Raw genomic sequence first — 12,685 nt, 5'->3', positions numbered from 1 at the left:
AGGGTGCCGGAACACGACAACAAGTGGAGGAGAGAGCATGAACAGGATAGCCAAGAAACTGCTGCCGCTGCTCGCGGCGACAGGCCTCGCTGCCATCACCACGCAGGTGGCAACGGCGCAGGACACTTTCACCTTGCGGTTCAACCACGTCCTTGGACCGAGCGAGCCTTTTCACGAGGGGTTCATGAACTGGGCCAAGAAGGTCGAAGAACGCACCAATGGCGGCCTGAAGATGGAAGTCTATCATAGCGCCCAGCTGGGTGTCGAAGAAGACATCATCGAGCAGATCCGCCAGGGCGCGAATGTCGGCCAGAACACGGACTCGGCCCGTCTCGGCAACTACGTTCCCAGTATCGCGGTGATGAACGGTCCCTATTTCGTCGATTCGCTGGACGAGGTCTGGAAACTCTCCGAGTCCCCGACACTCGCCAAATGGCAGGATGAGCTTGCAACGCAGCACGGGCTAAAGGTTGTCTGCTTCGACTGGGTCCAGGGCTTCCGGCACTTCTTCACCAACAAGCCGATCAGGAAGCCGGAAGATCTCTCTGGGCTGCGTATCCGCACTCCGCCGGCGCCCATATGGCAGGAGTCGGTCCGTGCACTCGGCGCGGCACCCACCGCCATGGCCTTCGGCGACATGTACCCTGCCCTGCAGCAGCAGGCGATTGATGGCGTGGAACTCGTCTATGCCAACATTCCCGGCGGTCGTTTCTACGAGGTGCTGAAATACGCTAACGAAACCAAACACATCATGCTGATCAACTTCCAGGTCGTCAGCGCGCAGTGGTTTGATCAGCTGCCCGCGGAGTACCAGACGGCTCTGGTCGAGGAGTGCAAGGCGGCAGGTCGTGAAACATCGCAAAAGATCGCCGATATGGCCGAGACCATCAAGGCAGACCTGCAATCCAAGGGAATGGAGGTCGTGAGCGACGTCGACATCGAGGCGTTCAAGGCCGCAGGCGAGAAGGCATACGAGGTGCTGGGCATTACCGACGCCAAGAATGCCGTTCAGGCCGAACTCGGCAAGTAACGACAGGAAAGCCGGCCACAGGAGACACCCATGCGAACGCTCTACGACATGATCGGGAAAGTCGAGGCGGTGGTGGCCGGCATCCTGCTGATCCTCATGGTCCTGCTGATCTTTGCTGGGGGATTGGCGCGGCTCGCCGCCCATCCCCTCAACTGGACGATGGATTTCGCGACATGCTTCTTTGCCTGGGCCTGCTTCATCTGCGCCGACATTGCGTGGCGCCGGGACAGTCTCATGTCCATCGACCTGCTGACCGACCGGTTTCCCGCCCATGCACAGCGGGCCCTGACCTACCTGAACTACATGATCCTTCTGGCCTTCCTGGTGTTCGTGATCATCTACGGGACGCAGCTTGCCTGGACGAGCCGCGCCCGCAGTTTCCAGGGCATTCCCTGGATCAGCTATTCATGGGTGACGGCCAGCCTGCCCTCCGGCGCGCTGCTGCTCATGCTGACCACCGTGGTCAAGACCCTCGACCTCCGACATGGTCGCCGCGTCATTCCATCTGCTGGCTGAGGTGATCGGATGCTTCTCGTCACCATCGCCTTTGTCGTTCTGATGCTTATCGGCATGCCGGTGGCCTTTGCCATCGGCATTTCCGGCGTCGTCTTCTTCCTGCAGCACCCGGAATTGCCGATCACCATCCCGCTGCAGCAGACGATCTCGACCACCCAGAACTTCGCGCTGCTGGCCATTCCGCTTTTCATCATGGCGGGCAACCTGATGAACGCCTCCGGCGAACTTCCTGAACATGATGCTTCCTTGCCTGTCTGAGCCGTTCTTCTCTTTTCTTCTGCCGGCTCATCCGGCGGCAAGGGCATGATGCCATGAGGTCGCGCCTCATCCATGCCGATACTATTAGCCAATGCTCATCTGCATCCGCTTAAGCTGATTGCTAAACTTGTTTCAAAATGGCTCTTTTTGACCCGGTCGCGACCAAAATTACGTCCCATCCGCCAGCCGGATCTGCAGCTTGACGTCGGAAGTGTTGCCGGCGGCGGCGCGTTCGAAGGCCGCGATCGAGTCGGCAAAGTCGTATGTGCCGGTGATCAGCGGCTTGAGGTCCACCTTGCCCGAGGCGATCAGTTCCAGCGCCCGGTCGAAGATGTTGGCGTAGCGGAAGACCGTCTCGATCCGCACTTCCTTCGAGATCGCCCCAGCCACGTCAACGGCGACCTTCTCGACTGGCAGCCCGACCAGCACCACTGTGCCGCCGGGACGGACAAGTTCGAAGAGGCCGTCGAAGGCCCGCGGACTGCCGCTCGCTTCGAACACCACATCGGCACCCCAGCCACCCGTCGCTTCCGCGATGACCTCGGCAAACGACCGTTCAAGGATGTTCACCGGCAAGATGCCCGGATACTGCTCTGCGACCGCCAGCTTTTCGCTGCTGAGGTCGGAGATGAACACGCGGCTGCAGCCGGCCGCGAGTGCCGCCAGCGCCACCATGATGCCGATCGGCCCGCAGCCGATCACCGCCGCCACGTCTCCCGGCTGAATTCTCGCCCGCGTCGCTGCCTGCATGCCGATCGCAAACGGCTCGACCATGGCGCCTTCCGCAAAGGAGACATTGTCCGGGAGCTTGTAGGTGAAGGCAGCCGGATGGACGGTAAAAGGGGCGAGCACTCCATGTACCGGCGGCGTTGCCCAGAAACGCACGTCCGGATCCACATTGTAGAGGCCGAGCTTCGACGCACGTGAGGAGAGGTTCGGAACGCCAGGCTCCATGCAAACCCGGTCCCCGACGTTCAGATGCTTCACCGCGCTCCCCACCTCCACCACCGTTCCGGCAGCCTCGTGACCCAGTACCATCGGTTCGCGCAGCACGAACGGACCAATCCTTCCGTGCGTGTAGTAGTGGACGTCGCTGCCGCAGATGCCGACGGTATGGATGGCGATCTTCACGTCGTCTGGCCCGACCGTCAGCGGAAGGTCGATGTCCCGCAATGACAGAACGCCTTTTTCCTCCAGTACCAGTGCCTGCATGATCACGATCCTCTTTGTTTCCCTGCAGATTCTAGCCGATCCGATAGGGCGTCGTCTCGCGTCGATCGGGATCGACGAAAATCCTGCGGCGGAAGGGCGGCACAGCCCTGCTCGCGCAGTTGACGCGTTCGCAGATGCGACAGGAAATACCGATTGGCTCGAAGCTCGACCGCTCGGTGAGGTTCAGATCGTCCGCATAGACGAAAGCCTCCGCGTAGGAGACTTCGCAACCGAGCGCCAGGGCATAGCTCGGCTGCTGGGAGCGGAAGCCTCCGAGCCCCTTGTTCACCTGGATGGCGACACAGAGGTAGCGCACCCCGTCCGGCGTCTCCGCCAGTTGGCGAATGATCCGCCCCGGTGCCTCGAAGGCCTGGTGCGCATTCCAGAGCGGACAGGCGGCGCCGAAGCGGGCGAACTGCAGCTTGGTCGCGCTGTGGCGCTTGGTGATGTTGCCCGCCCGGTCGATGCGGGCGAAGAAGATCGGCACGCCCTTGAGACCCGGCCGCTGCAGGGTCGACAGACGGTGACAGACCTGCTCCAGCGACGCCCCGAAACGCGCCGCAAGCAGTTCGATATCATGTCGCAGCTCGCGTGCAGCCCGCAGGAAGGACTGGTAGGGCATGATCAAGGCGCCTGCGAAATAATTGTGCAGGCCGATGCGGCAGACATCCACCGCCTCATCCGTCCGGAATCCTGCGCCCCTTGCGATGGCGTCGATCCTCTCGGCCGCATGCATCTGGGCGATCTGGACCGCAGCCTGGAAGTCACGCGTTTCGGCCGGCGCATAGGGGTTGATGGTCAGTATGCGGCTTTCGGCATCGAAACGGCGCAGCGCATTTTCCGCCATCGGCTGATAAACGACCCGGATGCCATAGGCCCGCTCGAGATGGTCTGCCAGCACCGCATGCCTGCTGTTGTCCCTCAGCCCAAGCTCGCCTGCCAACCGTTCCGCCTCCGTGTCGAGGTCGTGCAGGTAGTTGTCGACGAAGTGGAAGAAGTCGCGCACCTCGTCATAGGGGGTCGTCTCCACGGCAACAGCCCGGCCGAGGCGGTCGTCCATACTGGCCAGTTGCTCGCTGTTGCGCCTGTAGGCCTGGTGGACGGTGATCAGCGCGTGGGCAAGCCCGGGCGCGTTCTGCGTCACAAGCTTCAGTTCCTGCAGGCTTGGCGCATAATTGTCGAAGAGCGGATCCGACAGCGCCTCCGCCAGTGCCGAGAGCAGCCGGTCGGATTCACCGGTCGACAATTCCGCAAGGTCGAGCTGGAATTTGTCAGCCAGGGCGAGGAGCACGGCGGCGGACACGGGGCGCTGGTTGTTCTCGATCTGGTTCAGATAGCTTGTCGAGATGCCGATGCGTTCGGCGAACTGGCTCTGCGTAGCATTGCTCGCCGCCCGCAGTTCCCGTACCTTCCGCCCGATGAAGAGCTTGCCAATCGCCATGTTCGCAATTTCGCAATTTCAACTTTGCGATTTTATAATTTGGCAATTGCGCGCGTTCAATGCTTTTCCGCTACGGGCGTAGCAAATAAGGAAGAGCGTATAACCTCGGGAGTTGCGAATGCGCGCAGTGCTGCATGAGTTGGAGAAGCGCCGGTCTGAAGCGAGGGTTGGCGGCGGCGAAAGACGCATCGAGGCACAGCACGGCAAAGGCAAGCTGACGGCGCGGGAACGGATCGAGGTCCTGCTCGACGAGGGCTCCTTCGAGGAGTTCGACATGTATGTCACCCACCGGGCGGTCGACTTCGGCATGGCCGAGCAGAAGATCGCCGGCGATGGCGTCGTGACCGGCTGGGGCACGATCAACGGCCGCCAGGTCTATGTCTTCTCGCAGGATTTCACCGTCCTCGGCGGCTCCCTCTCCGAGACCCATGCCCAGAAGATCTGCAAGATCATGGACATGGCGGTGCGCGTCGGCGCGCCCGTCATCGGCCTCAACGATTCCGGCGGTGCGCGTATCCAGGAAGGCGTCGCCTCGCTCGCCGGCTATGCGGAAATCTTCCGCCGCAATGCCGAGGCCTCCGGCGTCATCCCGCAGATCTCCGTCATTATGGGCCCATGCGCCGGCGGCGCCGTCTATTCGCCGGCGATGACCGACTTCATCTTCATGGTGCGCGATTCATCCTACATGTTCGTCACCGGTCCGGACGTCGTGAAGACCGTCACGAACGAGATCGTCACCGCGGAAGAACTCGGCGGCGCCGGCACGCACACGAAGAAATCCTCCGTCGCCGATGCCGCCTACGAGAACGACATCGAGGCGCTGGAGGCGACGCGGCGGCTCTTCGACTTCCTGCCGCTCAACAACCGCGAGAAGCCGCCGGTGCGGCCCTTTCACGACGAGCCGTCGCGGCTCGAGATGCGGCTCGACAGCCTGATCCCGGACAGCCCGACGAAGCCTTACGACATGAAGGAACTGATCGCAGCGATCGCCGACGAGGGCGACTTCTTCGAGATCCAGGAGGCCTTTGCCAAGAACATCGTCACCGGCTTCATTCGGCTGGAGGGCCAGACGGTCGGCGTCGTCGCCAACCAGCCCATGGTGCTTGCTGGCTGCCTCGACATCGAGTCCTCCCGCAAGGGCGCCCGTTTCGTGCGCTTCTGCGATGCTTTCTCGATCCCGATCCTGACGCTGGTCGACGTGCCGGGCTTCCTTCCGGGCACGGCACAGGAATATGGCGGCGTCATCAAGCACGGCGCCAAGCTGCTTTTTGCCTATTCGGAAGCGACCGTGCCGATGGTGACCCTCATCACCCGCAAGGCCTATGGCGGCGCCTATGACGTCATGGCCTCCAAGCACATCGGCGCGGATATCAACTATGCCTGGCCGACCGCCGAGATCGCAGTGATGGGCGCCAAGGGCGCGACGGAGATCCTCTACCGCTCCGAACTTTCCGACGCCGAGAAAATCGCCGCCCGCACGGCCGAATACGAGGAGCGCTTCGCCAACCCCTTCGTCGCCGCCGAGCGTGGCTTCATCGACGAGGTGATCATGCCGCACTCCTCCCGCCGCCGCATCGCCCGCGCTTTCGCATCACTCAGGAACAAGCAGGTGACGACGCACTGGAAGAAGCACGACACGATCCCGCTTTAGAGGGCAGACGCGACGACGGAAGGGCTGAATAATCTTGAAGAGAGCATCAAAAGCATTGCAGCCCGCGGCGAATTGCAGCGGACCTTCCTATATCCCCGGTGTCACCCACTGACGCTCCCTTCAGAAAAGGATCGACCCCATGACCGACACCGAGAAGTTTCCGCCCGAGAAGAACCTCCCTGCCGGCTATGTCCCGCCGAAGGTCTGGACCTGGGAGCCCGGCAACGGCGGCGCGTTTGCCAGCATCAACCGGCCGGTCGCCGGTGCGACGCATGTCAAGGATCTGCCCGTCGGCAAGCACCCGCTGCAGCTCTACTCCCAGGGCACGCCGAACGGGGTCAAGGTCACCATCATGCTGGAGGAACTACTCGCCGCCGGCCATTCGGATGCCGAATACGATGCTTGGCTGATCCGGATCGGTGATGGCAACCAGTTCGGCTCCGGTTTCGTCGAGGTCAATCCGAACTCGAAGATCCCGGCGCTGATGGACCACCGGCCGAAGGACGGCGGCAAGCCTCTGCGGGTCTTCGAATCCGGCTCGATCCTGGTTTACCTGGCGGAGAAGTTCGGCGCCTTCCTGCCGACGGAAACGCGGGTACGCACCGAAGCGCTGAACTGGCTGTTCTGGCAGATGGGCTCGGCCCCCTTCCTCGGCGGCGGCTTCGGGCATTTCTACGCCTATGCGCCGATGAAGATCGAATACGCCATCAACCGTTACTCCATGGAGGTGAAGCGGCAGATGGACGTTCTCAACCGCCACCTGGCGGAGAACGAGTACATGGCCGGCAGCACCTACACGATTGCTGACATGGCGATCTGGCCATGGTACGGCCGCCTCGCGCTGAAGGATGCCTATGGCGACGCCGGCGATTTCCTGTCCGTCGATGAGTACGAGCACGTTCAGCGCTGGACGAAGCAGGTCGGCGAGCGCACCGGCGTGAAGCGCGGCTTCATGGTCAACCGTACCTCCGGTGATCCATCAAGCCAGCTGCTCGAGCGCCACGACGCCTCGGACTTCGAGACGAAGACCCAGGACAAGTTCGGCGGCGACCCCGCCGCCAAGGCCTGAAGGAGACGAGAATGGCGAACCTGCCTGACATGACCAAGCACCGAGGGTTTCCCTCTGGCATGCCGGGCACCGGCGTCCAGTTCACCATCCGCCGGGCCAATCCAAAGGGCGTGACGCCCATCAAGGCGCTGCCCCGCCACGGCAGGCCCGGCACCAAGGAGCACCGCATCGACGCGGCCTTCCTGCATGCGCTTTGGCATCATTTCGGCGACGAACCCTTCGAACGCGGCAATCTCGACGCCGCCCGCATCAACCTCCTGTTCGGACGCGAGATCGTTGCCGCCGAAAAGGATTTCGACCCTACTTCGTACGAGGCCCTGCTGATGATCAACGAGAAGGTCGCGCGGCAGAGTTTCCCGGAGTCCTTTGAAGACGTATTCGAGGTGTGACGGTGACAGTCAAGAAGATGCTCATTGCGAACCGCGGCGAGATCGCCTGCCGCGTCATCCGGACCGCGAAGAAGATGGGGATCGCCACCGTCGCGGTCTATTCCGACGCCGACCGTGATGCGCTGCATGTGCGCCAGGCGGACGAGGCGGTGCATATCGGCCCCGCTCCCTCCTCGCAGTCCTACATCGTCATCGACAAGATCCTCGACGCCATTCGCCAGACGGGTGCCGATGCGGTCCATCCGGGCTACGGCTTCCTGTCGGAAAACCCGGCCTTTGCCGAGGCGCTGGAGAAGGAAGGCGTGACCTTCATCGGACCGCCGGTCAATGCCATCCAGGCCATGGGCGACAAGATCACGTCGAAGAAGCTCGCGGCGGAGGCCGGCGTCTCCACCGTCCCCGGCCACATGGGCCTGATCGAGGATGCCGATGAGGCGGTGCGGATCTCCGCATCGATCGGCTATCCGGTGATGATCAAGGCTTCGGCCGGCGGCGGCGGCAAGGGCATGCGGATCGCCTGGAACGATGCGGAGGCACGTGAGGGCTTCCAATCGTCGAAGAACGAGGCGAAGAGTTCCTTCGGCGACGACCGCATATTCATCGAGAAATTCGTCACCGAGCCGCGCCACATCGAGATCCAGGTGCTCGGCGACAAGCATGGCAACGTCCTCTATCTCGGCGAGCGCGAATGCTCGATCCAGCGCCGCAACCAGAAGGTTATCGAGGAGGCCCCCTCGCCCTTCCTCGATGAGGCGACCCGCCGCGCCATGGGCGAACAGGCCGTCGCGCTTGCGAAAGCCGTGGGTTACCATTCCGCCGGCACCGTCGAATTCATCGTCGACGGTAGCCGCAATTTCTACTTCCTCGAGATGAACACCCGACTGCAGGTGGAGCACCCGGTCACCGAGCTCGTCACCGGCATCGACCTGGTGGAGCAGATGATCCGCGTCGCGGCCGGCGAGAAGCTCTCCTTCGGGCAGGAGGACGTGAAGCTCAACGGCTGGGCGGTCGAAAGCCGGCTCTATGCAGAAGATCCCTATCGGAACTTCCTGCCCTCGATCGGCCGACTCACCCGCTACCGCCCGCCAGCCGAAGGCACGCAGGCGGACGGGACGGTGGTGCGTAACGATACCGGCGTCTTCGAGGGCGGCGAAATTTCCATGTATTACGATCCGATGATCGCCAAGCTCTGCACCTGGGCGCCCAGCCGGCTCGAGGCGGTGGGCGCCATGAGCGATGCACTGGACGATTTCGAGGTTGAAGGCATCGGCCACAACCTGCCCTTCCTGTCTGCCGTGATGGAACATCCGCGCTTTCGCGAGGGCCGGCTCACCACAGCCTTCATCGCCGAGGAATTTCCGGAAGGCTTCTCGGGCGTCACGCCTGACGCGGATTCGGCGCGCAAGCTTGCGACGATCGCTGCCTACCTCAATCAGATGCTGCAGGAACGGGCGGTGCAGATAACGGGGACGATCGGCAATCACCGTCGTGTCGTCGGGCGAGATTGGGTCGTGACCCTGGCGCAGCGCGACTATCCGTTGACAGTGGATATGTCGGCAGATGGGATCATCGCGCGCTTCGCCGACGGTGCGACCGCCTCCATCACCGGTGGCTGGGTTCCCGGTCAGTCCCATGCCCGCTTCCACGTCGACGGCATAACGCTCGGCGTGAAGGTCGATCTCGTCGGCACGGCGATCCGGCTCCGCTGGCGCGGCATTGACCTAACCGCGCGCGTCCGCAGCCCGCGCGTCGCCGAACTTGCCCGCCTCATGCCGGTCAAGCTGCCGCCGGATACGTCCAGGATGCTGCTCTGCCCCATGCCGGGCGTCATCACGTCGATCGTGGTGAAGCAGGGCGATACCGTCGAGGCCGGCCAGACGCTTGCCAGCGTCGAGGCGATGAAGATGGAAAACGTCCTGAAGGCCGAGCGGCGGGGCGTGGTCAAGCACATCGCCGCCAGCGCCGGGCAGAGCCTCGCGGTGGACGAGCTTATCATGGAGTTCGAATAGGACAGAGAGGGGAAGGCTTGGCGTAGCGGGTCCAGAAAAATCAGCAGCTTGAGAAAAATCAAGGCGGAGATCGTCCCCGTCGCGTGAAGCTGATGCAGACTATGCCCGTCCCGCCGCGGATACACCAGGAGGCGTCCTGGCGAGGCGGGGCCGGCGCTGGTGATGAGGAAACGACGTAAGTCCTCATCATCGGGGTCCGCGGAAAATGGTCTCCCTCCGGCGACACGGGGAGAGACGAAGGGTTACGGACCGGCCCTCGTCTCTTGATGCCCGAAAGAGCGCGCCGGGCGTGCCTGTGCGGCACACAGGGGGGCCGATGAGGATGGTGTCGCCGGACCTTCAAGTCCGACGAGATGCCGGGGCAAGGAGCCTCGGAAACCGGGAAACCGGCGGTCAAACACCTCCCCATTCGGCCTTTGCAGAGAGACCGGAGTCGCGGGCACAAACTGCCGAACGGGGCGCTGAGAGGTGCCACATAAACTAACTTTACGAGGCAGCTTTCAGCGCCCCGTCCGAACTGAGTAACAAGCCACGGCGGAGCCTTCCGCGCGTGAACAGAGGCGTATCGAGGAGCGACCGATGTCGGAGAAGACCCTGAAGGACTGGGAGCAGCTGGCCGAGAAGGAGTTGAAGGCTTCGCCGAAGACGCTGGTCTGGGAGACACCCGAGGGAATCGACGTCAAGCCGCTGTACACGGCGCAGGATCTCGAGGGGGTGAACCACCTCGACAGCCTGCCGGGGTTCAAGCCCTTCGTCCGCGGACCCCGCGCCACCATGTATGCGGGTCGCCCCTGGACCATTCGCCAGTATGCCGGCTTCTCGACGGCCGAAGCGTCGAACGCCTTCTACCGCCGCAACCTCGCGGCCGGTCAGAAGGGCCTTTCCGTCGCCTTCGACCTCGCCACCCATCGCGGCTACGATTCCGACCATCCACGGGTGGAGGGCGACGTAGGCAAGGCGGGTGTGGCCATCGACTCCGTCGAGGACATGAAGATCCTGTTCGACGGCATCCCGCTGAAGGAGATGTCGGTCTCGATGACCATGAACGGGGCGGTGATCCCGATCCTCGCCTCCTTCATCGTCGCCGGGGAGGAGCAGGGCTGTTCGCGCGCCGAGCTGTCCGGCACGATCCAGAACGACATCCTCAAGGAGTTCATGGTCCGCAACACCTATATCTATCCGCCGGAGCCTTCCATGCGGATCGTCGCGGACATCATCGAGTACACCGCGAAGGAGATGCCGCGCTTCAACTCGATCTCGATCTCCGGCTACCACATGCAGGAGGCCGGCGCGACGCTGGTGCAGGAGCTCGCCTTCACGCTTGCTGACGGCCGCGAATATGTTCGGGCCGCACTCGCCAAGGGCCTGAACGTCGATGATTTCGCCGGCCGCCTCTCCTTCTTCTTCGCGATCGGCATGAACTTCTTCATGGAGATCGCCAAGCTGCGCGCGGCGCGCCTCCTCTGGTCGTCGATCATGGAGGAGTTCAAGCCGCAGAAGGCATCCTCGCTGATGCTGCGCACCCACTGCCAGACATCCGGCGTCTCGCTGCAGGAGCAGGATCCGTATAACAACGTCATCCGCACCGCCTACGAAGCGCTGTCGGCCGCGCTCGGCGGCACACAGTCGCTACACACCAACGCGCTCGACGAGGCCATGGCGCTGCCGACGGATTTCTCCGCCCGCATTGCCCGCAACACGCAGCTCATCCTGCAGCACGAGACGGGCATCACCAAGGTCGTCGATCCCCTCGCCGGCTCCTACTACATCGAGAGCCTCACCAACGAACTGGCGGAGAAGGCTTGGGCGCTGATCGAGGAGGTCGAGAAGCTCGGCGGCATGACCAAGGCCGTGGCCGATGGATTGCCGAAGCGGCTGATCGAGGAAGCGGCCACGAAGCGGCAGGCCAGAGTCGACCGCGGCGAGGAGATCATCGTCGGCGTCAACAAGTACCGGCTGGAGAACGAGGACGATCTCGACATCCTGGCGATCGACAACACCGCCGTACGCGCCGCCCAGATCAAGCGGCTGGAGCAGGTACGGCGGCAGCGCGATCCGAAGCGCTTGGAGGAGACGCTCGGGACGCTTTCTGAAGTCGCTCGTTCGGGCCAGGGCAACCTGCTTTCCGCCGCCGTCGAAGCGGCGCGCGCGAGGGCCACGGTAGGCGAGATATCCGACGCCATGCGACAGGCCTTCGGCGACCATGCGGCCGTGCCGGAAGTGGTCGGCGACATCTACGGCGCGGCTTACGAGGACGATCCGGAGTACAGGACGCTTGTCTCGCGCCTCTCCGGCTATGCCCAATCCTCCGGCAAGCCGCGGGTCATGGTCGCCAAGCTCGGCCAGGACGGCCACGATCGCGGCGCCAAGGTGATCGCCTCGGCCTTCGGCGATATCGGCTTCGACGTGCTCGCAGGCCCGCTCTTCCAGACGCCCGATGAAGCAGCGGACCTCGCCGTCAAGGAGAATGTCCAGGTGGTCGGCATGTCGTCACTCGCGGCAGGTCACAAGACACTTGCGCCGCAACTTGTGGAGGCGCTGAAGGCGCGGGGTGCCGCCGACATCATCGTCGTGGTCGGCGGCGTGGTGCCGCGGCAGGACTATGACTACCTGCTGCAGCATGGCGTCGCCGCCGTCTTCGGCCCCGGAACGAACGTGCTGGATGCAGCGAACAAGGTGCTCGACCTCCTGGAGGGCAAGCGCCGCAATATCTGATGCCGTCAAAGTGTTCTCACGAGTTCTCGGCTCAGCGATCGCGGTAGGGCCGTCTACGGTCATAGTCGCGATAGCCGCCCTCTTCCGACGAACCACCAGCCTGCAGCCGGTCGAGAACCTGCAGCAGGAGATCAGCGCAATCCTGGGCTGGCTCGCCATCGGGGCAGCGGAAGGAAATCTTCATCCGGCCGTCCTGAATCCTGTAATGCGCGCCCCGGTGCTCCTTGCCCACATCCCGTCCGTGACCTTGGTCGGGACGATGCATCTCAGCCTCCGGCGGCGGCGGTCCAGAGTCACGGCCGCCGATATCCGTGATGGATTGCGCCAGAACAAGGCTCGGCATCGATAGCGCAGCGGCCGCGGCAGCGATCACAAGCAGCGTCTTCATGGAAAGT

General features: G+C 63.2%; 11 protein-coding genes. 8 read left to right on the top strand and 3 right to left on the bottom strand.

Annotated features, from left to right (window positions below; all coding sequences use genetic code 11):
- Positions 1–37: 37 nt before the first annotated feature.
- Genes ACEPP2_RS12965 through ACEPP2_RS12955 form a run of 3 tightly spaced genes read left to right on the top strand, consistent with a single transcriptional unit; the run spans position 38 to position 1,804 of the window.
- Entirely contained in the window at positions 38–1,030 is a 993-nt protein-coding gene (locus ACEPP2_RS12965) for a C4-dicarboxylate TRAP transporter substrate-binding protein (protein ID WP_142589082.1), read from the top strand.
- 30 nt (positions 1,031–1,060) lie between these two features.
- Positions 1,061–1,546, top strand: coding sequence for a TRAP transporter small permease (locus ACEPP2_RS12960; RefSeq protein WP_395516850.1), 486 nt, complete (start codon positions 1,061–1,063; stop codon positions 1,544–1,546).
- A 9-nt stretch (positions 1,547–1,555) separates the two neighbouring features.
- On the top strand, positions 1,556–1,804 hold the full coding sequence (locus ACEPP2_RS12955) for a TRAP transporter large permease subunit (protein WP_395516849.1): 249 nt from the start codon (positions 1,556–1,558) through the stop codon (positions 1,802–1,804).
- Positions 1,805–1,972: 168 nt separating this feature from the next.
- Here the strand turns inward: ACEPP2_RS12955 and ACEPP2_RS12950 are convergent, their stop codons facing one another.
- Together ACEPP2_RS12950 and ACEPP2_RS12945 are read right to left on the bottom strand one after the other, a co-directional pair.
- Positions 1,973–3,016, bottom strand: a complete 1,044-nt coding sequence (locus tag ACEPP2_RS12950; protein WP_395516848.1) for an NAD(P)-dependent alcohol dehydrogenase — start codon at positions 3,014–3,016, stop codon at positions 1,973–1,975.
- A gap of 31 nt (positions 3,017–3,047) precedes the next feature.
- Complete coding sequence (locus ACEPP2_RS12945; RefSeq protein WP_395516847.1) at positions 3,048–4,457, bottom strand: helix-turn-helix domain-containing protein; 1,410 nt, start codon at positions 4,455–4,457, stop codon at positions 3,048–3,050.
- A 118-nt stretch (positions 4,458–4,575) separates the two neighbouring features.
- Here ACEPP2_RS12945 and ACEPP2_RS12940 point away from each other — a divergent pair, with 118 nt between their 5' ends.
- The 5 genes from ACEPP2_RS12940 (at position 4,576) to scpA (ending at position 12,290) form a co-directional block, all read left to right on the top strand.
- Positions 4,576–6,108, top strand: coding sequence for an acyl-CoA carboxylase subunit beta (locus tag ACEPP2_RS12940; protein ID WP_395516846.1), 1,533 nt, complete (start codon positions 4,576–4,578; stop codon positions 6,106–6,108).
- A 139-nt stretch (positions 6,109–6,247) separates the two neighbouring features.
- Complete coding sequence (gene yghU / locus ACEPP2_RS12935) at positions 6,248–7,177, top strand: glutathione-dependent disulfide-bond oxidoreductase (RefSeq protein ID WP_395516845.1); 930 nt, start codon at positions 6,248–6,250, stop codon at positions 7,175–7,177.
- Between the two features lie 11 nt (positions 7,178–7,188).
- The gene (locus ACEPP2_RS12930) at positions 7,189–7,566 is read left to right on the top strand and encodes a hypothetical protein (RefSeq protein ID WP_395516844.1); all 378 of its coding nucleotides are present in this window, start codon (positions 7,189–7,191) and stop codon (positions 7,564–7,566) included.
- A gap of 17 nt (positions 7,567–7,583) precedes the next feature.
- On the top strand, positions 7,584–9,575 hold the full coding sequence (locus ACEPP2_RS12925; RefSeq protein ID WP_395516950.1) for an acetyl-CoA carboxylase biotin carboxylase subunit: 1,992 nt from the start codon (positions 7,584–7,586) through the stop codon (positions 9,573–9,575).
- Between the two features lie 579 nt (positions 9,576–10,154).
- Positions 10,155–12,290, top strand: coding sequence for a methylmalonyl-CoA mutase (gene scpA, locus ACEPP2_RS12920; RefSeq protein ID WP_077548434.1), 2,136 nt, complete (start codon positions 10,155–10,157; stop codon positions 12,288–12,290).
- Between the two features lie 31 nt (positions 12,291–12,321).
- Here the strand turns inward: scpA and ACEPP2_RS12915 are convergent, their stop codons facing one another.
- The gene (locus ACEPP2_RS12915) at positions 12,322–12,678 is read right to left on the bottom strand and encodes a hypothetical protein (protein WP_142589093.1); all 357 of its coding nucleotides are present in this window, start codon (positions 12,676–12,678) and stop codon (positions 12,322–12,324) included.
- Positions 12,679–12,685: the final 7 nt, after the last annotated feature.

This window comes from Pseudorhizobium flavum (assembly GCF_044142885.1).
Taxonomy (GTDB): domain Bacteria; phylum Pseudomonadota; class Alphaproteobacteria; order Rhizobiales; family Rhizobiaceae; genus Neorhizobium; species Neorhizobium flavum.
The sequence above is the reverse complement of the archived record's forward strand: the minus strand, read 5'-3'. Positions and strand labels throughout refer to the sequence as shown.

Bases quoted from the DNA above. Each gene is read 5' to 3' on its own strand.
- ACEPP2_RS12965 (WP_142589082.1), top strand. From the start codon at position 38: ATGAACAGGATAGCCAAGAAACTGCTGCCGCTGCTCGCGGCGACAGGC.
- ACEPP2_RS12960 (WP_395516850.1), top strand. From the start codon at position 1,061: ATGCGAACGCTCTACGACATGATCGGGAAAGTCGAGGCGGTGGTGGCC.
- ACEPP2_RS12955 (WP_395516849.1), top strand. From the start codon at position 1,556: ATGCTTCTCGTCACCATCGCCTTTGTCGTTCTGATGCTTATCGGCATG.
- ACEPP2_RS12950 (WP_395516848.1), bottom strand. From the start codon at position 3,016: ATGCAGGCACTGGTACTGGAGGAAAAAGGCGTTCTGTCATTGCGGGAC.
- ACEPP2_RS12945 (WP_395516847.1), bottom strand. From the start codon at position 4,457: ATGGCGATTGGCAAGCTCTTCATCGGGCGGAAGGTACGGGAACTGCGG.
- ACEPP2_RS12940 (WP_395516846.1), top strand. From the start codon at position 4,576: ATGCGCGCAGTGCTGCATGAGTTGGAGAAGCGCCGGTCTGAAGCGAGG.
- yghU (WP_395516845.1), top strand. From the start codon at position 6,248: ATGACCGACACCGAGAAGTTTCCGCCCGAGAAGAACCTCCCTGCCGGC.
- ACEPP2_RS12930 (WP_395516844.1), top strand. From the start codon at position 7,189: ATGGCGAACCTGCCTGACATGACCAAGCACCGAGGGTTTCCCTCTGGC.
- ACEPP2_RS12925 (WP_395516950.1), top strand. From the start codon at position 7,584: ATGCTCATTGCGAACCGCGGCGAGATCGCCTGCCGCGTCATCCGGACC.
- scpA (WP_077548434.1), top strand. From the start codon at position 10,155: ATGTCGGAGAAGACCCTGAAGGACTGGGAGCAGCTGGCCGAGAAGGAG.
- ACEPP2_RS12915 (WP_142589093.1), bottom strand. From the start codon at position 12,678: ATGAAGACGCTGCTTGTGATCGCTGCCGCGGCCGCTGCGCTATCGATG.